The organism is Allobosea sp. TAF32, from assembly GCF_052113585.1.
Classification (GTDB): Bacteria; Pseudomonadota; Alphaproteobacteria; order Rhizobiales; family Beijerinckiaceae; genus Allobosea.
Map to the genome: position 1 here is coordinate 94,277 of NZ_JBFRDM010000004.1, position 24,996 is coordinate 119,272.

Sequence of the window (24,996 nt, forward strand, 5' to 3'; positions counted from 1 at the left end):
AGAAGCGATGTCCATGCAGACCAGACGCAGCCTCTTGCTCGCCGCTACCGCAGCGGGCCTCGCCTTCGCGGCGACGAGTGCCGCCGCCGAGCCCGTCAATCTCGGCGTTTCCATTCCCGCCGCGACGCACAGCTTCATGGGCGGCATCAACTACTGGGCAAACCAGGCGAAGAAGGATCTCGAGGCCAAGCACAAGGACCTCAAGATCACGATCCGCACGGCGGCCAACGCGACCGAGCAGGCCAACCAGCTCCAGGATCTCAGCACGGTCAACAAGATCAACGCGCTCGTCGTCTTCCCCTTCGAGTCGGCGGCGCTGACCCGGCCGGTCGCCAATGTGAAGGCGAAGGGCGCCTATGTGACGGTGGTCGACCGCGGCCTCACCGATACCTCCGCCCAGGACGCCTATGTCGCGGGTGACAACACCGCCTTCGGCAAGATCCCGGCCGAGTACATCGCCAAGACGCTGAACGGGAAGGGCACGGTCGTCGCGCTTCGCGGCATCCCGACCACGCTCGACACCGAGCGCATGGACGCCTTCAACAGCGTGTTGAAGAACAACCCCGACATCAAGCTGCTCGATGCCAAGTTCGCCAACTGGAACCGCGACGACGCCTACAAGGTCACGCAGGACTTCCTGACGCGCTTCAAGGACATCGACGCCTTCTGGGCGGCGGATGACGACATGGCGTTCGGCGCGATCCGCGCCATCGACCAGGCTAACCGCAAGGATATCAAGGTGATCTTCGGCGGTGCCGGCGCCAAGGACATGGTCAAGGTCATCCTCGACAACAAGGACCCGCGCATCCAGGCCAATGTCAGCTATTCGCCGAAATTCATCTACGACGCGATCAAGCTGACGGCCGAGGCGCGGCTGAAGGGCGAGAAGCTGCCGGCGACCACGATCATCCCCTCGGTGCTGATCGACAAGAGCAACGCCAAGGACTTCTACTTCCCCGACTCGCCGTTCTGAGGCGCTGAGGGCTCTTCCCGGCCGCTCCGTCCGCGGAGCGGCCGCCAGATTCACGCATGGACAGGCCGATGACCGACGCATTCCCCCCCCGGCTGCGCTACGCCATGGTCGGCGGCGGTCACGGCGCCTTCATCGGCGCCGTGCACCGCCATGCCATCGCCCTCGACGGAGAGGCGGAGCTGACGGCCGGTGCGTTGTCCTCGACGCCGGAGAAGGCCCTGGCCTCCGGGCGTGCGCTCGGCCTGAGCGATATGAACAACCATCCAAGCTGGCAGGCGCTGCTCGAAGCGGAGTTGGAGCGCCCGCTGGAGGCCCGTGTCGATGCCGTCGTCATCGTCACGCCGACCGACAGCCATTTCCCGATTGCGCACGCTTTTGCAGAGGCCGGCTTCAACGTCGTCTGCGACAAGCCGTTGGTTCATACCAGCGCCCAGGCCGATGCGTTGGTCGAGACGGTCGAGGCGGTCGGCACGGTCTTCGGCGTGACCTACAATTACACCGGCTACCCGATGATCAGGCAGGCGCGCGAGATGGTGCGCTCGGGCGCGCTCGGCGCCGTCCGCAAGGTCGTGGTCGAGTACAATCAGGGCTGGCTCGCCAGCGCGCTGGAGAAGACCGGCAACAAGCAGGCCGGGTGGCGCACCGATCCCGCCCGCAGCGGCATCGCCGGAGCGCTGGGCGATATCGGCTCGCATGCCGAAAACCTCGTCTCGGCCGTCACGGGTCTGGCGATCGAGGAACTCGTCGCCGATCTCGGCGCGCTCGTGCCCGGCCGCGCGCTGGATGATGACGCGAGTATCCTGCTGCGCTTCGCCGGAGGCGCGCGAGGTGTGCTTATCGCCTCGCAGATCAATGCCGGGCTCGAGAATGACCTGCGGCTGCGTGTCTCGGGCGAGCTCGGAACGCTGGAATGGCGGCAGGAGGAGCCGAACCGGCTCGTCCACCACCGCCAGGACGGCCCGACGCAGATCCTGACGCGCGCCACGCCCTGGCTGTGTGAAGCGGCGCGCCGGGCAGGGCGGATTCCGCCCGGTCACCCGGAAGGCTTCATCGAGGCCTTCGCCAACATCTATCGCGGCATCTTCGCCGATATCCGCGCCCATCAGGCAGGCCGCGTGGCCGATGCGTTGGATGCCGACTACCCCACCGTGGTCGATGGCGCCCGCGGCGTCCGCTTCATCGAGTGCGCCGTCGCCTCTTCGTCAGAGCACTGCTGGCTGCGCCTGGAAGGGCCGAAGGGCGGCTGAAAAGCCGCCCCGGCTCTTATTTCTGCTCTGCGACTTCCAGCGGCATCGGCTTGGAGTGCTCCTTCGGCTTGAACAGCTTCATCACGAAGACGAAGAAGGCCGGGACGAGGAAGACCGCGAGGATCGTGGCCGAGATCATCCCCCCGAGCACGCCGGTGCCAATGGCGTTCTGGCTCGCGGCGCTCGCGCCGGAAGCGATCGCCAGCGGCACGACACCGAGGGTGAAGGCGAGCGAGGTCATCAGGATCGGGCGGAAGCGCAGCCGGGCGGCCTCGGTAGTCGCCTCCAGCAGCGGCTTGCCCTCGGCATGGAGATCCTTGGCGAACTCGATGATCAGGATCGCGTTCTTGGCCGAGAGGCCGATGATCGCGATCAGGCCGACCATGAAGTAGACGTCGTTGGGCATGCCCCTGAGCGTCACCGCCGCGACCGAGCCGATGACGCCGAGCGGCACCACCATCATCACTGCAATGGGGATCGACCAGCTCTCATAGAGCGCCGCGAGCAGCAGGAAAACGAACAGGATGCTGAGCCCGATCAGGAAGGGCGCCTGCGATCCCGACTGGATCTCCTGCAACGACTGGCCGGTCCATTCATAGCCGAAACCCTGTGGCAGGTCGCGCGCCAGCCGCTCCATCTCGGCGATCGCCGCACCTGACGAATAGCCCGGCGCCGCCTGCCCGGCGATGCGCACGGCGGGATAGCCGTTGTAGCCGACGACCTGGGTCGGGCCCTTCTGCCATTCGACCGTAGCGAAGGCGGAGAAGGGCACCATGCCGCCATGCACGTTGCGGACGTTGAGGCGCAGGAGATCGGCCGCCTGCATGCGCTGACTCGCCTCGGCCTGCACGGTCACGCGCTGCATGCGGCCGGCATTCGGGAAGTCGTTGACATAGGAGGAGCCGAGATTCGCCGAGATCGTGGCGTTGATGTCGGCGAAGGCGACGCCGAAAGTGTTCGCCTTCTCGCGGTCGATGATCAGGTTGACCTGGGCCGCGTCGGCCAGGCCCTCGACGCGCACTCCCGCCAGCACGGGGCTCTGCGTGGCGGCGTTGAGCAACTGCGTACGCGCCGCCGACAGCGCCTCCTGGCCGAGGCCGCCGCGATCCTGCAGGCGGAAGCTGAAGCCGGTCGAATTGCCGAGGCCCGAGATCGGCGGAGGCGAGAGCGCGAAAGTCTGCGCGTCCTTGATTTGGAACATCTTGCCGTTGATGCGCTGCGCGATCGCCGCGGCGGAATCACTCGGGCCGCGCTCGCTCCAGTCCTTCAGGGTGATGAAGGCGAGCGCCGCGTTCTCGCCGGCTCCGGCGAAGCTGTATCCGGAGATGCCGACCATGCGGGAGACGGCGGGCTCGGCCAGTACGATCTTCTCGACCTGCTGGAGAACCTCGAGGGTGCGATTGGCGCTGGCTTCCGGCGGGGCCTGGATGTCGACGAGCAGATAGCCCTGGTCCTCGTTCGGCAGGAAGGCCGAAGGCAGGCGCAGGAAGCCCCAGCCGAGGCCGGCGAGCAGTGCGAGATAGATCACCATGTAGCGGCCGGGCTTGCGCGTGATCGCGCCGACGGCGCCGGCATAGCGATGGGTCGCGCGATCGAAGCTACGGTTGAACCAGCCGAAGAAGCCCTTCTTCTCGTGATGACCGCCCTTGGCGATCGGCTTCAGGAAGGTGGCGCAGAGTGCGGGCGTCAGTGTCAGCGCCAGGAAGCCCGAGAACAGGATCGAGACCACCATCGTCAGGCTGAACTGCTGGTAGATGATGCCGACCGCGCCGGGGAAGAACGCCATCGGCACGAACACAGCCGTCAGCACCAGCGTGATGCCGATGATCGCGCCGCTGATCTGGCCCATCGCCTTGCGGGTCGCCTCCTTCGGCGGCAGCCCTTCCTCGGCCATGATGCGCTCGACATTCTCGACCACGACGATGGCATCGTCGACGAGGATGCCGATCGCCAGCACCATCGCGAACATGGTCAGCACGTTGATCGAGAAGCCGGCGGCGAACATCACGGCGCAGGTGCCGAGCAGAGCCACCGGCACGACCAGCGTCGGGATCACCGTGTAGCGGAAGTTCTGCAGGAACAGGAACATCACGACGAAGACGAGCACCATCGCCTCGAGCAGCGTGTGCATCACCTTCTCGATCGAGACCTTCACGAACGGCGATGTGTCGTAAGGGATCTCGTGCTTGAGCCCGGCGGGAAAGAAGCGGGCGAGCTCGTCCATCTTGGCGCGTACCGCCGTCGCGGTGGCCAGTGCATTGCCGGTCGGCGAGAGCTGCACGCCGATGGCCGCGCTCGGCTGGCCGTTTAGGCGGGTGGAGAAATTGTAGGACTCGCCGCCGACCTCGACCCGCGCGACATCGCGCAGCCGGACGGAGGAGCCGTCCGTGTTGGCGCGCAGCACGATCGACCCGAATTCCTCGGGCGTGGTGAGCTGGCCACGGACCAGAACCGTGGCCGAAAGCTGCGTGCCGATCGGGTTTGGCTGGGCGCCGACGCGGCCGGCCGCGACCTGCGCATTCTGTGCCTGCACGGCAGCGATGACGTCATTCGCCGTCAGCTTCAGGCCGAGCAGCTTCTCCGCATCCATCCAGATGCGCATCGAGCGCTGGGTCGCGAACAAAGTCGCGCTGCCGACGCCGGAGACGCGCCGAATCTCGCCGAGGACGTTGCGGCTGAGATAATCGCCGAGGCCGACGGCATCGACACGGCCGTCTTCCGAGGTCAGCGTCACCAGCAGCAGGAAGCTCGTGCCAGCCTGCTCGACGCGCAGGCCCTGCTGCACGACCGAGCGCGGCAGGCGCGGCTCGACGCGGCTGATCCGGTTCTGCACCTCGACCTGCGCCTCGCCGATCTTGGTGCCAGGCGCGAAGGTGACGGTCAGGTTGATGCGGCCATTCGCCTCCGATGTGGACTCGAAATAGAGCAGGCCGGGGACGCCGTTCAGCTCCTCTTCCACCGGTCGCGTGACGCTCTGGTAGATGTCCTCCGGCGAGGCGCCGGGATAGTTTGTGCTGATCGTGATCTGTGGCGGCGCGACGTTCGGATACTGCGCGATCGGCAGCATCGGGATCGTGATGACCCCGCCGAGCATGATGAAGATCGCGACGACCCAGGCGAAGATCGGCCTGTCGATGAAGAAGCTCGGCATCGTATCAGCTCTGCTTGCCGGCGGCCTTGGCCGGGGCGGCCGCCTGCCAGGGCGCACCGGTAAACGTCGCGCCCGGGCGGATCTTCTGGAAACCCTCGACGACGACCTGCTCGCCGGGCTTGAGCCCGTCATCGATCACCTGCCGGTTCTCCAGCGTCCGGCCGGCACGGACCGACCGCAGCTCCAGCGTGCCGTCCTGCTTGAGGATGTAGAGCTGCGCCTGCCCGCGGCCGTCGCGCTGGATCGCCTGCTGCGGCACGGCGATGGCGTTGCTCTGCACGCCCTGCTCGATCTCGACGCGGACATACATGCCGGGCAGGAGGTCGCCCTCCGGGTTAGGGAACTCACCGCGCAGCGTCACCTGCCCGGTGGTCGCATCGACGGTCGCTTCCGAGAACAGCAGCTTGCCCGAATGGCGATAGCGCTCGCCATTGTCGAACAGCAGCTGGACATTGGCCGCGCCGGGGTTCGAACTCGTCAGCGCACCAAGCTTGAGAGCGCGGCGCAGCGCCAGCAATTCGCCGGCGGACTGGGTGAAGTCTGCGTAGACCGGGTCGAGCTGCTGGATCGTCGCCAGAATATCGGCGGCGCCGGTGCCGACGAGCGCGCCTTCGGTGATCAGTGCGCGGCCAATCCGGCCGCTGATCGGGGCGCGGACCTCCGAATATTGCAGGTCGAGCTGCGCCGCTGCGAGACCCGCTCGCGCTGCCGCGACATCGGCGTCGGCCTGGGCGAGCGCGGCGACCGCGCTTTCCTGCTGCTGCGCACTGGCGACGTTGCGCTCGCGCAGCTCGACGATGCGGTCGGATTGCTGGCGGGCCTGCAACTGCGTCGCCTCGGCGCGCTTCAGGGTCGCCTCGGCGCTCTCGACGCGCACCCGGAACGGAGCGGGGTCGATCCGATAGAGGACGTCGCCTTGCTTGACGAGGCTGCCCTGCTGGAACACGCGCTCGACGACGATGCCCGTGACGCGTGGGCGCACCTCGGCGATGCGGGTCGGCGCGATGCGCCCCGGCAGGTTGTTGGTCACCGGCAGGTTCTGTGGCTCGACGGTGACGATGCCGACCGTCACCGGCGGCATCTGGGAGGCCGATTTGGCAGGCTGCTTCTGCTCGCTGCATGCGGCCGCGAACAGCGGCAGGGCGATGACGAGGATGCGGGAAAGGGTCGAAGTCGAGAAAGACATGGGTTCGGGCTCGGCGCTCGATGAGTTCAGTGTTTGCGTGTCAGGTCTGGGGAATCGCGCTCGGCGACTGCCCGATCAACCACCCGATCTCGGCGATCAACCTGTCGCGCTCAGGCTCCGGGAAGCTGAGCAGCCCGAACCAGTCGAGCAGGGTCAATCCCTCGACCGCGAGGAAGGCGAGCAGTGCGCCGCGCGGATGTGTCGAGGATGCGGCGATGGCGGACAGCGTGTTCTGCAGAGACTTCTGCACGGGGCCGCGCAGCTCGGCATCCTGCGCCAGAGCGACGCAGAGGTTGAGGGCGACCGCGCGGTCCTCTTCCGAGGACGAGCGCGAGGCGGCGGCCAGTCGCCCGCGAATATCCGCATCCGGCTTGCCGATTTCGGCATCGATGAAAGACTGGATCCGCTTTTCCTCGCTGCCGACACGGCGCTCGATGAGTGTGCCGATCAGCGCGCGCTTGCTCTTGTAGTCGTAGAGGACGCTGGCCTTGCTGATGCCGGCCTCTGCAGCCACGGCATCCAGCGTCAGATGCGCGGCTCCTGCCCGCATCACGACGCGTTCCGCCGCGTCGAGAACCGCCTCTCGGTCGATGGTTCTGTGCCTGCCCATGATCTGGCTTTCATAAATATCCAACCGGTTGGATATTTATTTGGGCGCGAAGAGTCAAGGCGAGCCAGATGGGCGGGCGCGCCTGACATCCGGCAGCCCGCGTTGAATTGCGTAACTTCGAGAGGAGCGGGCGCTTGCGCTTAAGTCGCGGAAAGCGCTCGGGATTCGCTCATTTCACGACGAAGCCGTGGGCGAAGGGATCGCGATCGTCGATGAAGATCGTGTTGATGCCCGTCATCCGCGCCCAGCCGGCGATGGAGGGGATGATCGCCTCGCGGTTGGCGACGGTCGTCGCGGCCTCGACACGCCCCTTGAACAGCGAGCCGATGATAGACTCATGCACGAATTCGTCCCCGACCTTGAGCTTGCCCTTGGCGGCGAGCTGGGCCATCCGCGCCGAGGTGCCGGTGCCGCAGGGCGACCGGTCGATCGCCTTCTCGCCATAGAACACCGCGTTGCGGGCGTGGGCTTCCGGCTTGGTCGCCTGGCCGGTCCACTGGATATGGGAGAGGCCCCGAATCTCCGGATGCTCGGGATGGACGAATTCGTATTTCGCGTTGAGCGCCGCGCGCAGCTTCGGCGACCAGCCGACGAGTTCGCCGGCAGTGTGATCGGCCATGTCCCGGAAGTTCTTCTGCGGCTCGACGATCGCATAGAAATTGCCGCCATAGGCGACGTCGACCACGATCTCGCCGAGGCCTTCGACCTCCGCCGTCAGCCCCTCGGCGTAGAGGAAGCCCGGCACATTGGTCAGCCGCACCTCTTCGACGAAGCGGCCCTCCTGGCGATAGGTGATATCGACCTTGCCGGCAGGCGCATCGATTGCGAGCCGGCCGGGCTCGCGCGGTGTGATCAGCCCGTTCTCGATGCCCATGGTGATCGTGCCGATGGTGCCGTGTCCGCACATTGGCAGGCAGCCCGACGTCTCGATGAAGAGCACGGCGACGTCGCAATCGGGCCGGGTCGGCGGGTAGAGGATCGAGCCGGACATCATGTCGTGGCCGCGCGGCTCGAACATCAGCCCGGTGCGGATCCAGTCGAACTCCCGCAGGAAATGCGCGCGCTTCTCCAGCATGTTCGCACCTTCAAGCCTGGGGCCGCCGCCCGAGACTAGGCGGACGGGATTGCCGCAGGTGTGGCCGTCGAGGCAGGAGAAGGTGTAGCTGGCCATAGGTCCGGTCTCCGGAGGCGCCTTGGGCCCGCGGCGATAGGCTGGCCCCATCGCCGCGCGCTCGGTTGGTACTCGCGTGTCAGGCCGCGTATTTCTGCACGGCGCCGGCCTGCTGCGTCCAGGCGGCAAACCAGCTGTCGAACAGCTTGAGCTGCGCTTCGGCGTAGCCGCGCTGGCTCTCGGTCAGCATATCCGTTTCGTTGAAGTGCAGGGCGTATTCCTTGTCGCCCTTCAGCACCATCAGATGCTTGAAATAGAGCACGAGGTCGGGGCCTTCGTCGAAGGAGGAGAGGATGGCGAGCGCCTGCTCCAGCTCGAGCGCCCGCTGGCGCGCCTCGGCATCGCCCTGGGCTGCCGCCTCGGACAGCCTGCACAGATGCAGCACCTCCTTCGGCAGGACATTGCCGATGCCGGTGATCGCGCCGGTCGCGCCGCAGTTCACATAGCCGTGGAAGACCGCGGTATCGACGCCGATCATCAGCGAGACGTCGTCGCCGCGGCTGGTGATGTTCTCGGCCGCATAGCGCATGTCGGCCGGGCCGCCGAACTCCTTGAAGCCGACGAGGTTCGGATGCTCTGCCCGTAGGGCGAAGAACAGGTCGGCCCGGGTGGCGAAGCCGTAATAGGGGCTGTTGTAGATCACCGCCGGCAGATCCGGTGCGGCCGAAAGGATCGCCTTGAAATGCGCCTTCTGGGCGAGGACGACCGTGCCGCGTGAGAGCACGCGCGGGATCACCATCAAGCCCTGGGCGCCGACCTTCTGAGCATGGGCCGCAAGCGAGACGGCCGAGGCCGTGTTGACTGCGCCGGTGCCGACGATCACGGGGATGCCGGCCTTCACCAGCCGCTCGACACCTTCCATGCGCTGCGCATCCGTCAGCAGCGGCCAGTCACCCATCGAGCCGCAATAGACCACGGCCGACATGCCGGCTGCGATCAGTTCCTTGCCCTTGCGCACCAAGGCATCGAAATCGGGCGTCCGATCCGCCTTGCAAGGCGTCATCAGGGCGGGGATCACGCCCGAGAAAATCTTGGCCTTCATCGCGCTCTCCTGCTGGCTTTGTGGTTGGGGGGAGAGCGCTGTGCCGCGCCGCGACAGGCCTCTCTCCGGCATCTTTATCGCATGTTGCATATTATTTGTCGACAATAACGAAGAGCAAGCGCTACAGGGTCATCTCCAGCCGTTTGTCTCCCACCGTAAGCTTCTGGATCTGCTGGATGATCTGCTCGGCATGGGCGCGGCCGAGGCGCTCGGCCGCAACGATGTCCCGCGCGGCGATCGCGGCGATCATGTCCTCATGTTCGTCGACGAATTGCTGCGGAAGCCGGTCGTCATAGGACTGGTAGTAGAGTCGCAGGAAGCGACGGCCTTCGTCGAGAAGCCGGCTGAAGAGGCTGTTGAAATAGGGGTTGCGGCCGGCTTCGGCGATCGCCGCATGGAAGGCTGCGTTCGTTGCGATCATTGCGAGCGCGTCCTGCGCTCTCACCGCCCCGGCGAATTCCGCCTGCCGGACCCGGATCGCGTCCAGATCCTCCGGGCGATGGTTCTGGGCCGCGAGCTGCGTCGTCACCCGGTACATCAGCATCAGCGCGTCGAAGAAGGGCGACAGGTTCAGGAAGTCGAGGTTCGACACCATCGTCGAGCGATTGGGGAGGGTGACGATCAGCCCTTCGCCGGCGAGCCGCACGAGAGCCTCGCGGATGGGGGTGCGCGACATCTCGAACCGCTCGGCGAGCTGCACTTCGTCGATCGGGCTACCCGGCGGCAGCACCAGATCGAGAATCTCGTCGCGTAACAGATCGTAGACCAGCTTCACGCCGGAGCCGCGTTTGCGCTCGGGCGCTGCGTTTGTGGTCGTCTTCGCCGGTTTCATTCGCGCACCTCTTGTCGACAAGAGGGATAGTGAAGGAGCGGAACCCGATCAACGAACCACGCGCCTGACCCCGCGATTTCTTCAGATCAGCGCCAGCAGATGCAGCCCGACGAAGCAGCCGGCGCCGCCGGCGATCAGCAGCAGGGGATTGACCGGCGTCAGCATCAGCAGCGCTGTCGAGACGAGCGCGGTGCCGCGTGCGAGCCAGCCTCCGTCGAGCGATTGGATCAGCACATAGCTGGCGGCCAGGATCATCCCGGCCGCGACGGGACGCAGCCCCTTCTCGAGTGCGCGCAGCAGCCTTGCGCCCTCATAGCGCGACCAGATATGGGCCACGCCGTAGATGAGGAAGGCGGTCGGGCCGAAGATGCCGACGGTCGCGGCCAGCGCGCCCCAGAACCCGGCGATCTGCCAGCCGATCAGCGTCGCCAGGAGCGAGCCGGGCCCCGGCGCCAGCCGCGCGATGGCGAAGGCATCGACGAATTGCGTGGCGCTCAACCAGTGATGCACGTCGACGATCTGGCGGTGCATGTCGGCGATGGCGCTTTGGCCGCCGCCGATCGTCACCAGCGAGAGCGGCAGGAAGACCACGAGGATGCTGAGCGGCAGATTGGGCATCCGGTGCTCAGCCCCGATAATAGGTTACGGCGACACTCAGCGAACCGGCGGCGAGCACGGTCCAGAGCAGCGGCCATTTCAGGATGGCGACGGCAAAGAAGGTCGCGGCCATGATCGCGAGCGGAAAAACCCGGCGCGGTACGCGCCGCGCCGCCGTCAATCCCATCGCCAGCGAGAGGCCGATCGCGGCCGAGGCGGCGCCGCCGAGCGCCACATGGGTGACGGCATAGCCGCCGAGCGACGAGAAGACCGTGCCGATCAGCACGATGACGATCGCTGCCGGCACCACGATGCCGAGCCAGCAGGCGATCGCCCCGCTGCGGCCGCCGAGCTTGTAGCCGATCCAGATCGCCATATTGGTGACGTTGACGCCGGGGAGCGCCTGCGCGATCGAGAGCCCGTTGAGGAAATCCTCCTCGCTCATCAGCCGGCGCCGCTGCACGAATTCCCGCAGCATCCAGCCGCTCAGGCCGCCGCCGAAGCTGGTCAGCCCGATCCGCGCGAAGATCAGGAAGAGTTGCAGCGCGCTCGGGCGCTCGGCCAAGGCGTTCGGCATGTGATTCCAGGCCATCTGGCTGCTGAGAGGGCCAGAAAGCAGTATTTGTCGGATGTTGCCAGCGTCGGGACGCATGCGCGCCATGACGCAGGGCCGGGAAAGCTTTGGAGAGGGTAGGTCAAGCCCGGCGCAGGGTGCGCTTGACCGCGCGCTTCAGCCGGTCGCCCGCCTTGCGCACGAGCGCCCGGTTGCTGCCTTCGCTTCCGTCCGGAAGCTCCGAGATCGGCAAAGCCGTGCCCTCCGGCCCGGTCGGCGCGGCGCCGTTGCGAAAGCCGATGATCGCGGCAGCCGGGCTGGCCGCGGGCCCGAGCGCGACAGCTGGCAGCGGGAGGCTCGCGAGGCTCGGGCTGCTCGGGCCGAGGATGGCCTTGATCGGCAGGTGGTCGGAGGCGATGCGCGCCAGCGGCGTATCGTGGACCGTGACGTCGGACAGCATCTCCGGCCGGTTGGCGATGATGCGGTCGAGCGCGAGCAGCGGCAGGCCCGAGGGAAAGCTGGGTACGGGCATCGGCAGCGCGCCGAAAGTGGGCCCGAGCTCCTTGAGCGACGAACGGTCGCCGAGGCGCCATTCATTGAGGTCCCCGAGCAGGAGCGTGGGGCGCTCGTCGCGGTTCCTCATCACGTCGAGGAGCATGCGAGCCTGCTGCGAGCGCGAACGGCGCAGCAGGCCGAGATGGGCGGCGACGATGCGCACCTCCCTGCCGCCCTCCAGATCGAGGTCGACGACCAGCGCGCCGCGTGGTTCGAGCCCGGGCAGGGAGACCTGATGGACGTCCCGCACCAGCCCCTGCCTGAACAGCACGACATTGCCGTGCCAGCCATGGGCGGCGGCGTTGGCGCTCTCGATGGGGACCGGGATGAGGCCCGTCTCCTCCTTCAGCCTCGCGAGGTCGAGCAGGCCGTGGCGGGCGCCGAAACGCTTGTCGGCCTCCTGCAGGGCGATGATGTCGGGGGCGATCTCGCGGATCACCTGCGCGATGCGGCCGGGATCGAAGCGACCGTCGACGCCGACGCATTTGTGGACGTTGTAGGAGGCGATGAGCGTGCCTGCCGGCCGCTCGCCCGGCCCATGCCTGGGCGCTTCATCGCGGTTCTTCCGCTGGCGGAGCGAGGCGATGATGCTGGCGCGCAGGCTCGGGCTCTTCTTCTGCATCGCTCTGCCGTTTGAGGCTTTGGCCCGCTCGAATCGAACAGGACGAAGCTTTGCATATCCATCGCGTCAGGGCGTTGACCGTTTCGGCTCAAAGATAGGGAGAGCCGAGCCAGATCAACCTGTCCATCAGACGCAAGACATAAGGGCGTGCGCGCAGGCCGGCAAGCGTGACAGGTGTCGCCTGCGCCATCACGGCCTCGACGCGCTCGGCAATTCCGCCGGCGAAATCATGGTCGAGCACTTCGATATCGATCTCGAAATTCAGCCTGAGCGAACGGGGGTCGAGGTTCGAGGAGCCGACATAGGCCCAGCAACCATCGACGACGAAGAGCTTGGAATGGTCGAACGGGCCGGTCGAGCGCCAGATTCGGCAGTAATTCTTGAGAATCTGGTCGAATTGCGCAGTCATCGCCCTGTCGACCAGCACCAGATTGTTGACGGAGGGGACGATGATGTCGATATCGACGCCGCGCCGCGCCGCCGTGACGAGCGCGCTGATCAATTCCTGATCCGGCAGGAAATAGGGCGACATGATCCTGACGGAGCGCCGCGCGACCGAAAGTGCGCCCATCAAGAGCTTGTGATTGGTCTCCAGATAGCTGTCGGGGCCGGACGGAACGGCCCGCACGAGCGCGGCGAGTTCGCTGGCGGCAGGCAAGGTGATGTCCCATGCCGGGCCTTCGAGCGCCTCGCCGGAGGCGAAGCGCCAGTCCTCCGCCGCGACCATGAAGAGATCGGCGACGATGGGCCCGGTCAGGCGGAAATGCGTGTCATGGGCATAGGCGTCTCCTGCGAACTCGCGGGTGAAGCCCTGGCGGATGTTCATGCCGCCCATGAAGGCGACGGTCCCGTCGACGACGATGATCTTCCTGTGCGTCCGCAGATTGGCGTAGGGCAGCCTGAGGCCCATGATGATGTTGCCGTTGAACACGTCGACCGCGACGCCGCCCTCGCGCAGATGGCCGGCGATGCTTGGCACCGAATAGCGGGCGCCGACCGCATCGATCAGCACGCGCACCGCGATCCCGCGCCGATGCGCGGCGATCAGCGCATCGGCGATGCGCAGGCCGATAGGGTCGCGGTCGAAGATGTAGCTCTCGAGGATGACGCTGCGCTCGGCCGCCCCGATGGCGGCAAGCATGGCGCTGTAGGCTTCGTCGCCGCTTCGCAGGGTTTCGATGCTGTTGCCGGTGGTCAGAGGATGGCGGGCGACGCGGTCGCCCAAAGTCTTGAGCGCCGCGAAGCGCTGCCCGAACCGCGCCCCGACCACCTTGTCGCTGGCGTGGAAGTGCGTTCCGGGTCGACCATGGCCGGGCCGTTGCGCCAGGATCGTGGCGCGTCGGATCCGGTTCACGCCCGCAATCGCATAGAGAAGGGGGCCGACGATCGGCGAAAGGATGATGACGCCGGTCCAGCCGATGGCGGCGCGCACTTCGTCCTTCGTCATCACCGCATGCGCGCCTGCGACGGCCGCCATCACGATGGAGATGGCGGCAAGGATATGCGGCCAATAGGCTTGGAGAATCCCCCACATGCCCGTGAAGCTAGCGCGTGGGCGGCCGGTTCGCCATGGCGGCGGTTTGGAGGGGGCGTCCCGATCGCCAGGAAGACGGTGCGCCCCATTCGCTGTCATCACGCGTCAGGGATGGGAGGGAGGGCGGCGAGACCGGACTCGCCTTCCGCCGGGGAGAGGCTTATAAAGGAACAAAGAGAGAACAGTTACCTTATTGCCATGCCCGTAACCACTACCTTGACCTTGGCCGATCTGCGCCGCAGCCTTGCCGAAGGGGCCCTACGCGCCGGGCCGGCTTCGCAGGCGCGGATCGGCCTGGGCGTGGCTTCGCTGGACGAGACCCTGAATGGCGGTCTCGCGCGGGCGGCACTGCACGAGGTCTACGCCGCCGAGATTGCCGATCTCGCCGCCGCGACCGGCTTCGCGCTCGGACTCGCTTTGAGGGCGGGGGCAGCGGAGGAAAAGGCTGCTGAACGGCCGATCCTTTGGGCACGGCAGGATTTCGTCGATGCCGAGGCGGGCCGGCTGCACGCGCCGGGGCTCAACGAACTCGGCCTCGACCCGGCGCGCCTCCTGCTGGTGCGGGCGCGCGACGGCGAAAGCGTGCTGCGGGCCGGTGCCGAGGCGGCGCGCTGCCCGGCGCTCGGCGCCGTGCTGATCGAGCCCTGGGGGGAGCCGCGCTCCTTCGACCTGACGGCGAGCCGCCGCCTCGTCTTGGCGGCCGAAGGCTCGGGCGTCCCGGTTCTGCTGCTGCGGGTGGCGGCGGCCGAGGCGCCGAGCGCGGCGCGCACGCGCTGGCAGGTCCGGACGCTCGCCTCGCGGGCGCTGGAGGCCAATGCCCCGGGTGCCCCGGCCTTCGCCTTGAGATTGCTGCGCCAGCGCGGCGGCGCGGCGGAACGTGAGTGGCGTGTGGAGTGGGACCGTGATCGACGATCTTTCGCGGAACGCAGCCTTTTCGACCGATCCGACAGACTGGCTTCCCGGACAGACCATGCCGCGCCGCTATCTCGCCCTCTGGTTCCCCTTCCTGGCGACGGACAGGTTGCGGCGGACGGGCGCGATTCCGGCCTTCGGCGCGCCGGCTGAGAAGCCGTATGTCCTGGTCGAGACGCAGCACAACGCGCTGCGCCTGGTCGATTGTGACCGGCGTGCTCTCGATCTCGGTCTGGCCCGCGGCCTGACGCTGGCTGATGCCCGCGCCCGTATCCCCGATCTCGTCGCGCTGGAGGCCGAGCCGCAGGCGGACCGCCAGTTTCTAGAAGCGCTCGCTGCCTTCTGCGACCGCTTCACGCCCCTGGCCGCGCTCGATGAGCCGCATGGTCTCATGCTCGACATCACCGGCTGCGCCCATCTCTTCGGTGGCGAGGAGGGGATGGTCGGCCTTGTGCGGCGGGTGATGGACCGGATGGGCTTGAGCCTGAAAGCCGCCATCGCCGGCACGCCCGATGCCGCCCGCGCCTGCGCCCGCTTCGCACGGGGAGGCATTATCCCGCCGGGGCAGGATGAAGCGGCGCTGCGACCGCTGCCGGTCGCGGCGCTGGAGGCCGAAGCGGAGACCGTGATCGCGCTCTCCCGCGCCGGCTTGAAGAGGCTGGCCGATCTCGCGGAGCGCCCCTCGGAAACCCTCTCCGCCCGCTTCGGCGAGGGGTTGGCGATGAAGCTCCGGCGCATCCTCGGCCACGAGGATAGGCGCATCGTGCCGCTGCGTCCGCCGCCCGATTGCGTGGTCGAGCGCCATTTCGCCGAGCCCTTCGCCGATACTGCGAGCCTCGAGGCCGAGGTCACCCGCCTGATCGGGGAAGCCGCGCGGGTGCTGGAGGCGCGCGGCGAAGGCGGGCGCGTCTTCGAGATCGCCTTCTTCCGCAGCGACGGCGCTGTCCGCCGTCTCGCCATCGAGACCGGCCGGCCCTCGCGCGATGCCAAGGCGCTGCTCCGGCTCTATCGCGAGCGTATCGAGGCGCTGGCCGATCCGCTCGATCCCGGTTTCGGCTTCGATGCGATCAAGCTCGCCGTGCCGGTCTGCGAACCGCTGAACACGCCGCAACACAGCCTCGATGGCCGCGCCGTCGAGGAGGAGGCCGTGGCTGATCTCGTCGACCGGCTCGTCACCCGCTTCGGCCGTGACCGGGTGCTGCGCTTCGCGGCGCAGGACACGCACCATCCCGTTCGTGCGGCAAAAGCGCTCTCGGCCGCCGCGCCGCTGTCGCAAGCGCCCTGGCCCGAACCCGAGCCGGCGGAGCCGCCGGCCCGCCCGCTCCAGCTCTTCGAGCCGCCACAGCCGGTCGAGGCCATCGCGGAAGTGCCGGACGGCCCCCCGATCCGCTTCCGCTGGCGGCGTCTCACCCATGACGTCGCCCGCGCCGAAGGTCCCGAGCGCATCGCCCCCGAATGGTGGCGCGACGGCAGCGACGAGCCGATGCGCGACTATTACCGCGTCGAGGATGCGCAGGGCCGGCGGTTCTGGCTTTATCGCACCGGCTTCTACGAAGCCGACAGCGCGCCGCCGCGCTGGTTCCTGCACGGGCTCTTCGCATGAATCAGATTGCGAGCCCCTTCGCCGAACCCGTTGCGGCAACGAATTTTTCTTTCCTGCGCGGCGCCTCGCCGGGGCCGAATATGGTGCTGACGGCGCTGCTGCTTGGATATGCCGGTATCGGCATCGCCGATCGCAACACGGTGGCGGGCGTCGTGCGTGCCTGGGCCGCGCTGAAGCATCTGCGTGAGGACGGCTTGCCGGCGCCGGAAAAGGTGCGCGAGGGCGGTTGCCCGGGCGAGTATGTCTGGATTGAGAACCCGGCCTTCGCGGAGGTGCCCTTCACCCCCGAGCAGATGAAGGCGATGGCGGAGAGCTTCAAGCTCGCGACCGGCACCCGCCTCGTCTTCGCCGACGGCACGCCCGACATCGTCGTCTATCCGGCCAATCGCGAGGGTTGGGGGCGCCTCTGCAGGCTGCTCAGCCATGGCAATCGCAAGGAAGGCGTGAAGAAGGGAGAATGCCGCCTCGTCATCGATGATCTCCTGAATGATGCCCGCGACCTGCTGCTGATCCTGATGCCGGCGCAGCGCCTTGACGGCCTGCCGGAACTGCTCGCGCAGCTCGACGATGCCGCACCCGGCGCGGTCTGGCTCGGTGCCAGCATGCACCGGCGCGGCGACGACCGCCGCCGCCTCGCGCGTCTCAAGGCCATCGCCGCCGCGACCCGCACCCCGCTGATCGCGACCAATGACGCGCTTTACGATTCCATCGAACAGCGTGATCTGCAGGACGTACTCAGCTGCATCCGCGAGGGCGTCACCATCGAGCGTGCCGGGCGCCTGCTCGAATTCAATGCCGAGCGTCATCTCAAGCTGCCGCAGGAAATGGCCCGCCTCTTCCGTGACGCACCCGAGGCCATCGCCGAGACGCAAGCCCTCTTCTCCCGCGTCGAGTTCGATCTCGGCCAGCTGAAATACGAGTATCCCGACGAGCCGATCCCGCCCGGGTGGAAGGATCAGGACTGGCTGGTGGAACTGGTTCGCCGATGCTGCCTGATCCGCTATCCGGATGGCGTTCCGGATAAGGTTCAGGGCTTGCTGGCGAAGGAACTCGACCTGATCGGGAAGCTCGAATACGCCCGCTATTTCCTGACCATCCGCCAGATCGTCGAATTCGCGGAGAGCAAAGGCATCCTCTGCCAGGGCCGCGGCTCGGCCGCCAATTCCGCCGTCTGCTACGTGCTCGGCATCACCGCGGTCGATCCGGCCGACAACGACGTGCTGTTCGAACGCTTCATTTCGACCGAGCGCAAGGAGCCGCCCGATATCGACGTCGATTTCGAGCATGAGCGGCGGGAGGAGGTGATCCAGTGGATCTATAAATTCTATGGCCGCCACCGCGCCGGCATCGCCGCCACCGTGATCCATTACCGGCCGCGCAGCGCCATCCGCGAAGTCGGCAAGGTGCTGGGGCTGACAGAGGACATCACCGCCCGCCTTGCCGACACGCAATGGGGAAGCTGGGGCACGGAGATCGGCGATGCCCGTGTTCGTCAGGCCGGGCTCGATCCGACGAATCCGACGATCCGCCGCGCCGTCGACTTCGCGGTGCGGCTACTGCATTTTCCTCGCCATCTCTCGCAGCATGTCGGCGGCTTCGTCTTGTCGCGCGGGCGCCTCGACGAAACCGTGCCGATCGGCAACGCTGCGATGGCGGACCGCACCTTCATCGAATGGGACCGCGACGACATCGACGAGCTCAAGCTGATGAAGGTCGATGTGCTGGCCTTGGGCATGCTGACCTGCATCCGCAAAGCGTTCGAGCTGATCGCAGGCCACGACGGAAAACCCTATCAACTCGCCGATTTCACGGATGGCGACGAAGGCACCTATGACATGCTCTGCGAAGGCAAGTCGCTGGGCGTCTTCCAAGTCGAGAGTCGCGCCCAGATGAACATGCTGCCGCGCCTCAAGCCGCGAAAATTCTACGATCTCGTGATTCAGGTCGCGATCGTCCGGCCCGGCCCGATCCAGGGCGACATGGTCCATCCCTATCTGAAGCGGCGGGCGGGCATCGAGAAGGTGACCTATCCCTCGCCCGCACCGGAGCATGGTCCTCCGGACGAGCTCTACGAAGTGCTCAAGAAGACCGAAGGCGTCCCGCTCTTCCAGGAGCAGGCGATGCGCCTCGCCATGGTAGCCGCCAAATTCTCCGACATCGAAGCCAACGGCCTGCGCAAGGCGATGGCGACTTTTCGCAACGATGGCACCATCGGCAATTACGAAGATCTGATGGTGGGACGGATGGTCGATCGCGGCTATGAGCGCGATTTCGCCCAGCGCTGCTTCGAGCAGATCAAGGGCTTCGGCAGCTACGGCTTCCCGGAGAGCCACGCAGCTTCCTTCGCCAAGCTGGTCTACATCTCCTCCTATCTGAAGAAGCATCACCCGGCCGCTTTCGCCTGCGCGTTGCTGAACTCGCAGCCTATGGGCTTCTACGCCCCGGCCCAGATCGTCCGGGAGGCGCAGGAGAACGGCGGCGTCGAGCCGCATCCTGTCGATGTCAATTCCAGCTGTTGGGACAACGGGCTGGAGGAAGCCGACGATGGGCAATCGGTAATCGGAGCCGATAGCTCTCATCCGGGCCACCTCGCCGAAAAAAGCGCGGGGAACCTTCTCCCGGAGGGAGAGGGCAGGGTGAGGGGTTCTCCCGGTTCCTGCACTCAAAAGGGGGCGGGCGAACCGAAGGAGAAACACCCCTTCGCCCTGCGCCTCGGCTTCCGCCAGATCGACGGCTTCAAGGAGGATTGGGGCAAAGCCATCGCGGAAGCACGAGAAGCGGGTGGCGCCTATCGCGACGTCGAGGACCTCATGCGCCGGGCCGCTCTGCCTGCCCGCGCCATGCGCCTGCTCGCCGATGCCGACGCCTTCCGCTCGCTCGGACTGGACCGGCGCGAGGCGCTCTGGGCCGTGCGCCGCCTGCCGGACGACGCGGCTCTGCCGCTGTTCCAGGCGGCGCAGGCGCGCGAGCTGGGGCAGGAGCCGACGGTGGCTCTGCCTGTCATGCCGCTCGCCGAGCACATCGTCGCCGATTATCAGACCGTCCGGCTCTCGCTGAAGGGGCATCCGATGCAGCTTTTGCGCCCGCGCTTCCGCCGCGAGGGCATCCTGAGCTGCGCCGAGACCAACGCGAAGCCCGACGCCGCCTTCGCCCGCACGGCCGGAATCGTGCTGGTGCGCCAGCGTCCGGGCAATGGCAACGCCATCTTCGGCACGCTGGAGGACGAGACCGGCATCGCCAATGTCGTGATCTGGGCGCGGTTGTTCGAGCGTTTCCGTCGCGAGGTCATGGGCGCGCGGCTGATGCTGGTCGAGGGCAGGGTGCAGAAGAGCGTCGAGGGGGTGATCCACCTCATGGCCCAGCGCATTATCGATCGCTCGGCCGATCTGCTCTCGCTGTCGGACACGCATCGTGCCGAGATTCCCATGCCCGTCGACGAGCTGAAGAACCCGCCGCTGCCGCGCCACCGCCATCCGCGAAATGTGCGCATTCTGCCGAAATCGCGGGATTTCCATTGAGAGGACGAGCATTCGTTTGTTTCGCCTCGTTCGGATCGTCGTCGTAGTACCCGTTCGGGGAGGTATTGCGTTCGTTAAAACAATCTTCTCCTCTGAAAGTGAAATAAGAAAAAACCCGCTACTGCATGTGAATTGAGCTTTGGGACCTGCGGGTATAAGTCGTCTGTTCGATTTACCGAACAGGTGGCGCGGCAGAGCGATGGCTAAAAGCCCTGGCCAGGACGAGGCGACAGCAATCGAAGCGGCAGCGGATGAGGGGGCGGTCGAAATGTTGCCGCACCGTGCCGCAGTGTTGAATGCGGCGCTCGGTTCCGTCGACATTTCGGCTCGCCTCGCCAGGGTTGCTGCGGCGGCAAAGGGGCCTGTGGTCTTCACCACCTCCTTCGGCCTCGAAGATCAGGTGCTGACTCATTTCCTCGCCATGGCGAAGCTGCCGGTGATCTTCGCCACGCTCGATACCGGCCGGCTGTTCCCCGCGGTCTATGCGCTCTGGCAGCAGACCGAGGAGCGCTACGGCATCCTGATCCGCCCCTATTTTCCGCGCCACGAGGCGGTCGAGCTCTATGTCCGCCAGAACGGCATCAACGGTTTCTACGCTTCGCGCGACGCCCGCAAATCCTGCTGCGACATCCGCAAGGTCGAGCCGCTCGGCCGGGCGCTCGCCGGGGCCGATATCTGGCTGACCGGTCTGCGCGCCGACCAGTCGGCGGCGCGCGGCGCGGTTCCGTTCGCGGAGGCCGATGCGGCGCGCGGCCTCGTCAAGGCGAGTCCGCTGATCGACTGGACGCGCGAGCGCACGCTTGCTTTTGCCGAAGCCAACGATGTCCCGATCAACCAGCTGCATGCGCAGGGCTTCGTCTCGATCGGCTGCCAGCCCTGCACCCGTGCCATCCGCCCCGGCGAGGCTGAGCGGGCCGGGCGCTGGTGGTGGGAGGACGATGCCGCAAAGGAATGCGGCCTGCATGTTGGAACGGACGGAAAGCTGGGGCGCGCTAAGTCTCCTTCGCAAGAAATTCGGCCAGTGGAGCCGCGCGCATGATTCAGCTCAGCCATCTCCAGAAGCTCGAGGCGGAGGCCATCTTCATCATCCGCGAGGTCGCGGCGACCTGCGACAAGCCGGTGCTGCTCTATTCGATCGGCAAGGACTCCGCCGTTCTGCTGCATCTGGCGATGAAGGCGTTCTACCCGGCCAAGCCGCCTTTCCCGCTGCTCCATGTCGATACGACCTGGAAGTTCCGCGACATGATCGCCTTCCGCAACGAGACGGCGGCACGGCTCGGGCTCGATCTCATCGTTCATATCAACCGGGAAGGCGTCGAGGCCGGCGTCAACCCCTTCGCCTCCGGTTCGCGCGTTCATACCGACGTCATGAAGACGCAAGGGTTGAAGCAGGCGCTCGACCTGCACAAATTCGACGCGGCCTTCGGCGGCGCCCGCCGCGACGAGGAGAAGAGCCGCGCCAAGGAACGCGTCTTCTCCCTGCGCAGCCCCGAGCATCGCTGGGATCCGAAAAACCAGCGCCCCGAGCCCTGGCAGCTCTTCAACACACGCAAGCACCGGGGCGAGAGCTTCCGCGTCTTCCCGCTCTCCAACTGGACCGAGCGGGACATCTGGGACTACGTCGCGCTGGAAAACATCCCGGTCGTGCCGCTTTATTTCGCGGCGCCGCGCCCGGTCGTGCAGCGCGACGGCGCCTGGATCATGCGCGACGACGAGCGCATGGCGCTGCGGCCCGGCGAGGTGGTCGAGACCCGCATGGTCCGCTTCCGCACGCTCGGCTGCTACCCGCTGACCGGCGCGGTCGAAAGCGAGGCGGCGAGCCTTACCGACATCATCGCCGAGATGCGCTCCTCTCGTTCTTCCGAGCGGCAGGGCCGCGTCATCGATCATGACGGCTCGGGTTCGATGGAGCAGAAGAAGCAGGAAGGCTATTTCTGATGGGCTTCGCCATCGCCAGGAATCTGGCCAAGAAGAACCTGAAGGCACTGAGGCCGGCCCAGAACCTTCTCCCTGCCAACGATGCGCCCGCCGCTTCCGAAACCGGCCGGCATTCGCTGCTGCGCTTCATCACTTGCGGCTCGGTCGATGACGGCAAGTCGACGCTGATCGGCCGCATGCTCTACGAGGCGGGCGCGGTCTTCGACGACCAGCTCGACGCGCTCGACAGCGATTCCCGCAAATTCGGCACGCAAGGCACGCAGCCTGATTTCGCCTTGCTCGTCGATGGTCTCTCGGCCGAGCGCGAGCAGGGCATCACCATCGATGTCGCCTACCGCTATTTCGCGACGGAGACGCGCAGCTTCATCGTCGCCGACACGCCCGGCCACGAGCAATATACCCGCAACATGGCGACGGGCGCCTCCACCGCCGACCTCGCCATCATCCTGGTCGACGCGCGCAAGGGCCTGCTGCCGCAAACGCGCCGCCACTCCTTCATCGTTTCGCTGGTCGGCGTTCGCCATGTCGTGGTCGCGATCAACAAGATGGACCTCGTCGGCTATGACGAGGCCGTCTTCGCAAAGATCGCGGCCGACTACCGTGCGGCGGTGAAGAGCCTCGGCTTCGCCTCGATCAGCTTCATCCCGGTCTCGGCCCGCGACGGCGAGAACGTCATGCGGCCTTCCTCGCTCATGGCCTGGTATGACGGACCGGCGCTGTTGCCCTATCTCGAAAGCGTTGCGATCACGCGCGCGGCGCCCGGCAGCGAAGGCTTCGTCCTGCCGGTGCAGTGGGTCAACCGCCCGGATCTCGATTTCCGCGGCTATGCCGGCACGCCGGTGGCGGGCCGCGCCCGTGTCGGCGATCCGGTCGTGGCGCTGCCCTCAGGACGCACCAGTCGCATTGCGCGGCTGATCGGCGCTGCGGGCGAGGCGAGCCAGATCGCAGCCGGGCAGGCCGCGACCATCACCCTCGAAGACGACATCGACGTTTCGCGCGGCGACGTCATCGCCGCTGCGGACACCGAGCTGCCGGTGAGCCGGGGGCTCACGGCGCGGCTGCTCTGGACGGGCGAGCGCGCGATGCTGGAGGGCGGCCAGTTTCTGCTGAAGCTGGCGACGCAAAGTGCCAGCGCCACGGTCGAGACCTTGCACCACAGCATCGATATCGAAGGCTTCCGGCCGCTGCCGGCACAAGCCCTGCGCATGAACGGCATCGGCCTGGTCACGCTCCGGCTCGACAGGCCGCTGGTCTCGCTGCCCTATGTGCGGAGCCATGAACTCGGTGGCTTCATCCTGATCGACCGGATCAGCAACGAGACCGTCGCATTCGGCTTCGTCGAGGCGGACGGAGACGCCAAGCAACCGGGCGCGATCGGCGAAGGCGGCGTGGTGGCCCGGCTCCGGCGCAATCTCATCCGCATCGTCGGCCGGCGCGGCACGCCGGATCGCCGGGCCTGGCTGGCCGCGGTGAGCTGGCGGGTCCTGAGCACGGCCGGGTTGTTCGCGGCGGCTTTTGCCTTGACGATGAATGCGCCGGCCTCGCTGGCGCTCGCCTTAGGCGACATCCTGCTGCGGCCTGGGCTGCGCGCGCTGCATATGCGGCTCTGGCGGAAGGCGCCGGCCGGGACCCTACAGGACGGGGCGGGGATCTGAGCAGCGGCGCCAGCGGCTTCTGCCGTCGGCGTCGAAAGTGTTGCGGTTGCCACGACGCGGCACCCGATTGGCAGAACTCACGCTGCCTTGGCGTAGTTCGTTTCGGTGGTCGCCTGCGACGAGAGCTGCGAGGAGCTGCCATAGGCCTGCGAAGCGTTCTGGAAGGCTTCGGGCGGCGGCCGGTGACGATGCCTCTCGCCGGACTGTTGCAGCGAGGACTGGAAGGTCTTCACCTCATCCTGCGAGACCGAGCCGTCGCCGTTCTGGTCGAGCGAGCTGAAGAGCTTGTTCAATTGGTCGCTGTTCAGGCGACCGTCCTTGAAGGCCGCGCTGAACTCGTCCTTGCTGATCCCACCATTGGCGTCGCTGTCGATCTGACCGAACGCCGAAACGCCGTCGCTGGTCGAGGCTGCCTGGGCGTTCTGAGACCCGTCGGCCTGGAGGGAGAACAGAAAGGACTGCAGCAGGCTGTCGGCCTTCTTGGCCTTCTCCTTGAACGCATCCGACTCGGCTTTGCTGATCGAGCCGTCGCCGTCCGCGTCGATCTTCTTGAAGAGCTCTTCGCTCTTGGCGCTGTCGGCGCCCTTTGGAGCGGCGCTCTCGAATTCGTCGAGGCTGATGCCGCCGTCGCTGTTGCTGTCGATCTGGTCGAAGCTGGGAGGTTTATGGTGTGGTCGGAAACCACCGCCCACACCGCTGACACTGGACATGGAGATACTCCGGAAGAACGTCGCGACCTGCGACGCCCCGGCAGTCTCCGCCCGGAATCTTGGTGAACACCTAATAAACGGTGCCGCGTGCCGGTATTTTCACGAGCCATTGAATGCGGCTGCTCGCGCTGCCGGGCTCAGCGTGCGACGACCGCCGTCGCCTCGATCTCCAGCAGCGCCTCCGGCTCCACCAGCGCCGTCACCGCGACCACCGCCATCGCCGGAAAGTGCCGGCCGAAAACTTCGCGATAGACCGGCCCTATCTCCTTGAGGCTGCTGCGATAGGTCGCGACATCGGTGACGTACCAGGTGAGGCGCACGATGTCCTCGACGCGCGCGCCGCCGGCCTCGACCACCGCCTTGATATTGAGGAAGGTCTGGCGGAGCTGACCGACGAAGCCTTGCGCGAAGACGCCCTCCGGGTTCCAACCGACGAGGCCGCCGGTCACCAGCACGCGGCCCTCAGCGACCATGCCGTTGGCATAGCCGCGCGGCTGCGGCCAGCCTTCCGGCAGGATGGCGCGGGATTGCGGAAGTTCGGACATGGGTTGTCGCCTCGATTTCGGCCGTTCGGCTCTGGTTTGAGA

19 protein-coding genes and 1 pseudogene are annotated in these 24,996 nt (G+C 66.7%); 8 read left to right on the plus strand and 12 right to left on the minus strand.

Annotation, left to right across the window (positions count from 1 at the left end; genetic code table 11):
- Positions 1 to 7 precede the first annotated feature (7 nt).
- Together AB4Z16_RS10435 and AB4Z16_RS10440 are read left to right on the plus strand one after the other, a co-directional pair.
- Positions 8 to 973: a substrate-binding domain-containing protein gene (locus AB4Z16_RS10435; RefSeq protein ID WP_441511277.1), complete on the plus strand. Its 966-nt coding sequence runs from the start codon at positions 8 to 10 to the stop codon at positions 971 to 973.
- A gap of 68 nt (positions 974 to 1,041) precedes the next feature.
- Positions 1,042 to 2,220 carry a Gfo/Idh/MocA family protein gene (locus tag AB4Z16_RS10440; RefSeq protein WP_441511278.1) on the plus strand — a complete coding sequence of 393 codons (1,179 nt, stop codon included), beginning with the start codon at positions 1,042 to 1,044 and terminating at the stop codon, positions 2,218 to 2,220.
- Between the two features lie 16 nt (positions 2,221 to 2,236).
- Here AB4Z16_RS10440 and AB4Z16_RS10445 read toward each other — a convergent pair whose 3' ends face one another.
- From AB4Z16_RS10445 to AB4Z16_RS10490, 10 genes and pseudogenes are all read right to left on the minus strand, one after another.
- Positions 2,237 to 5,371 carry a multidrug efflux RND transporter permease subunit gene (locus AB4Z16_RS10445; RefSeq protein ID WP_441511279.1) on the minus strand — a complete coding sequence of 1,045 codons (3,135 nt, stop codon included), beginning with the start codon at positions 5,369 to 5,371 and terminating at the stop codon, positions 2,237 to 2,239.
- A 4-nt stretch (positions 5,372 to 5,375) separates the two neighbouring features.
- Positions 5,376 to 6,557: an efflux RND transporter periplasmic adaptor subunit gene (locus tag AB4Z16_RS10450; RefSeq protein WP_441511280.1), complete on the minus strand. Its 1,182-nt coding sequence runs from the start codon at positions 6,555 to 6,557 to the stop codon at positions 5,376 to 5,378.
- A gap of 40 nt (positions 6,558 to 6,597) precedes the next feature.
- A complete protein-coding gene (locus AB4Z16_RS10455) occupies positions 6,598 to 7,167 on the minus strand; it encodes a TetR/AcrR family transcriptional regulator (protein WP_441511281.1) in 570 nt (189 codons plus the stop codon).
- Positions 7,168 to 7,336: 169 nt separating this feature from the next.
- Positions 7,337 to 8,338, minus strand: coding sequence for a 4-hydroxyproline epimerase (locus tag AB4Z16_RS10460; protein WP_441511282.1), 1,002 nt, complete (start codon positions 8,336 to 8,338; stop codon positions 7,337 to 7,339).
- 79 nt (positions 8,339 to 8,417) lie between these two features.
- On the minus strand, positions 8,418 to 9,380 hold the full coding sequence (locus AB4Z16_RS10465) for a dihydrodipicolinate synthase family protein (RefSeq protein WP_441511283.1): 963 nt from the start codon (positions 9,378 to 9,380) through the stop codon (positions 8,418 to 8,420).
- 121 nt (positions 9,381 to 9,501) lie between these two features.
- Entirely contained in the window at positions 9,502 to 10,212 is a 711-nt protein-coding gene (locus AB4Z16_RS10470; RefSeq protein ID WP_441511284.1) for a GntR family transcriptional regulator, read from the minus strand.
- 81 nt (positions 10,213 to 10,293) lie between these two features.
- Positions 10,294 to 10,830, minus strand: coding sequence for a chromate transporter (locus AB4Z16_RS10475; protein WP_441511285.1), 537 nt, complete (start codon positions 10,828 to 10,830; stop codon positions 10,294 to 10,296).
- Between the two features lie 7 nt (positions 10,831 to 10,837).
- Positions 10,838 to 11,386, minus strand: a complete 549-nt coding sequence (locus tag AB4Z16_RS10480; protein ID WP_441511286.1) for a chromate transporter — start codon at positions 11,384 to 11,386, stop codon at positions 10,838 to 10,840.
- A gap of 358 nt (positions 11,387 to 11,744) precedes the next feature.
- Positions 11,745 to 12,539, minus strand: a pseudogene (locus AB4Z16_RS10485) (endonuclease/exonuclease/phosphatase family protein); the annotation flags it as partial.
- Positions 12,540 to 12,627: 88 nt separating this feature from the next.
- Entirely contained in the window at positions 12,628 to 14,073 is a 1,446-nt protein-coding gene (locus AB4Z16_RS10490) for a phospholipase D-like domain-containing protein (protein WP_441511287.1), read from the minus strand.
- Between the two features lie 198 nt (positions 14,074 to 14,271).
- Between AB4Z16_RS10490 and AB4Z16_RS10495 the strand changes: the two genes are divergently transcribed.
- The 6 genes from AB4Z16_RS10495 (at position 14,272) to AB4Z16_RS10520 (ending at position 23,699) form a co-directional block, all read left to right on the plus strand.
- A complete protein-coding gene (locus AB4Z16_RS10495; protein WP_441511288.1) occupies positions 14,272 to 15,138 on the plus strand; it encodes an ImuA family protein in 867 nt (288 codons plus the stop codon).
- On the plus strand, positions 15,044 to 16,588 hold the full coding sequence (locus tag AB4Z16_RS10500) for a Y-family DNA polymerase (RefSeq protein ID WP_441511289.1): 1,545 nt from the start codon (positions 15,044 to 15,046) through the stop codon (positions 16,586 to 16,588). The genes AB4Z16_RS10495 and AB4Z16_RS10500 overlap by 95 nt, the downstream gene beginning before the upstream one ends.
- The gene (locus tag AB4Z16_RS10505) at positions 16,585 to 20,106 is read left to right on the plus strand and encodes an error-prone DNA polymerase (RefSeq protein WP_441511290.1); all 3,522 of its coding nucleotides are present in this window, start codon (positions 16,585 to 16,587) and stop codon (positions 20,104 to 20,106) included. Before AB4Z16_RS10500 ends, AB4Z16_RS10505 begins: the two co-directional genes overlap by 4 nt.
- Positions 20,107 to 20,374: 268 nt before the next feature.
- Positions 20,375 to 21,145 (plus strand): phosphoadenylyl-sulfate reductase, encoded by a 771-nt coding sequence (locus AB4Z16_RS10510; protein WP_441511532.1) that lies wholly within the window; start codon positions 20,375 to 20,377, stop codon positions 21,143 to 21,145.
- Positions 21,142 to 22,044, plus strand: coding sequence for a sulfate adenylyltransferase subunit CysD (cysD, locus tag AB4Z16_RS10515; RefSeq protein WP_441511291.1), 903 nt, complete (start codon positions 21,142 to 21,144; stop codon positions 22,042 to 22,044). Before AB4Z16_RS10510 ends, cysD begins: the two co-directional genes overlap by 4 nt.
- Complete coding sequence (locus AB4Z16_RS10520) at positions 22,044 to 23,699, plus strand: sulfate adenylyltransferase subunit 1 (RefSeq protein ID WP_441511292.1); 1,656 nt, start codon at positions 22,044 to 22,046, stop codon at positions 23,697 to 23,699. The genes cysD and AB4Z16_RS10520 overlap by 1 nt, the downstream gene beginning before the upstream one ends.
- A 77-nt stretch (positions 23,700 to 23,776) precedes the next feature.
- Here the strand turns inward: AB4Z16_RS10520 and AB4Z16_RS10525 are convergent, their stop codons facing one another.
- Positions 23,777 to 24,409 carry an EF-hand domain-containing protein gene (locus AB4Z16_RS10525; RefSeq protein ID WP_441511293.1) on the minus strand — a complete coding sequence of 211 codons (633 nt, stop codon included), beginning with the start codon at positions 24,407 to 24,409 and terminating at the stop codon, positions 23,777 to 23,779.
- A 137-nt stretch (positions 24,410 to 24,546) separates the two neighbouring features.
- Positions 24,547 to 24,954 carry a RidA family protein gene (locus tag AB4Z16_RS10530; protein ID WP_441511294.1) on the minus strand — a complete coding sequence of 136 codons (408 nt, stop codon included), beginning with the start codon at positions 24,952 to 24,954 and terminating at the stop codon, positions 24,547 to 24,549.
- Positions 24,955 to 24,996 lie beyond the last annotated feature (42 nt).

Excerpts from the sequence above, each read along its gene's own strand:
- AB4Z16_RS10435 (WP_441511277.1), top strand. The coding sequence starts at position 8 with ATGTCCATGCAGACCAGACGCAGCCTCTTGCTCGCCGCTACCGCAGCG.
- AB4Z16_RS10440 (WP_441511278.1), top strand. The coding sequence starts at position 1,042 with ATGACCGACGCATTCCCCCCCCGGCTGCGCTACGCCATGGTCGGCGGC.
- AB4Z16_RS10445 (WP_441511279.1), bottom strand. The coding sequence starts at position 5,371 with ATGCCGAGCTTCTTCATCGACAGGCCGATCTTCGCCTGGGTCGTCGCG.
- AB4Z16_RS10450 (WP_441511280.1), bottom strand. The coding sequence starts at position 6,557 with ATGTCTTTCTCGACTTCGACCCTTTCCCGCATCCTCGTCATCGCCCTG.
- AB4Z16_RS10455 (WP_441511281.1), bottom strand. The coding sequence starts at position 7,167 with ATGGGCAGGCACAGAACCATCGACCGAGAGGCGGTTCTCGACGCGGCG.
- AB4Z16_RS10460 (WP_441511282.1), bottom strand. The coding sequence starts at position 8,338 with ATGGCCAGCTACACCTTCTCCTGCCTCGACGGCCACACCTGCGGCAAT.
- AB4Z16_RS10465 (WP_441511283.1), bottom strand. The coding sequence starts at position 9,380 with ATGAAGGCCAAGATTTTCTCGGGCGTGATCCCCGCCCTGATGACGCCT.
- AB4Z16_RS10470 (WP_441511284.1), bottom strand. The coding sequence starts at position 10,212 with ATGAAACCGGCGAAGACGACCACAAACGCAGCGCCCGAGCGCAAACGC.
- AB4Z16_RS10475 (WP_441511285.1), bottom strand. The coding sequence starts at position 10,830 with ATGCCCAATCTGCCGCTCAGCATCCTCGTGGTCTTCCTGCCGCTCTCG.
- AB4Z16_RS10480 (WP_441511286.1), bottom strand. The coding sequence starts at position 11,386 with ATGCCGAACGCCTTGGCCGAGCGCCCGAGCGCGCTGCAACTCTTCCTG.
- AB4Z16_RS10490 (WP_441511287.1), bottom strand. The coding sequence starts at position 14,073 with ATGTGGGGGATTCTCCAAGCCTATTGGCCGCATATCCTTGCCGCCATC.
- AB4Z16_RS10495 (WP_441511288.1), top strand. The coding sequence starts at position 14,272 with ATGCCCGTAACCACTACCTTGACCTTGGCCGATCTGCGCCGCAGCCTT.
- AB4Z16_RS10500 (WP_441511289.1), top strand. The coding sequence starts at position 15,044 with ATGCCGCGCCGCTATCTCGCCCTCTGGTTCCCCTTCCTGGCGACGGAC.
- AB4Z16_RS10505 (WP_441511290.1), top strand. The coding sequence starts at position 16,585 with ATGAATCAGATTGCGAGCCCCTTCGCCGAACCCGTTGCGGCAACGAAT.
- AB4Z16_RS10510 (WP_441511532.1), top strand. The coding sequence starts at position 20,375 with ATGTTGCCGCACCGTGCCGCAGTGTTGAATGCGGCGCTCGGTTCCGTC.
- cysD (WP_441511291.1), top strand. The coding sequence starts at position 21,142 with ATGATTCAGCTCAGCCATCTCCAGAAGCTCGAGGCGGAGGCCATCTTC.
- AB4Z16_RS10520 (WP_441511292.1), top strand. The coding sequence starts at position 22,044 with ATGGGCTTCGCCATCGCCAGGAATCTGGCCAAGAAGAACCTGAAGGCA.
- AB4Z16_RS10525 (WP_441511293.1), bottom strand. The coding sequence starts at position 24,409 with ATGTCCAGTGTCAGCGGTGTGGGCGGTGGTTTCCGACCACACCATAAA.
- AB4Z16_RS10530 (WP_441511294.1), bottom strand. The coding sequence starts at position 24,954 with ATGTCCGAACTTCCGCAATCCCGCGCCATCCTGCCGGAAGGCTGGCCG.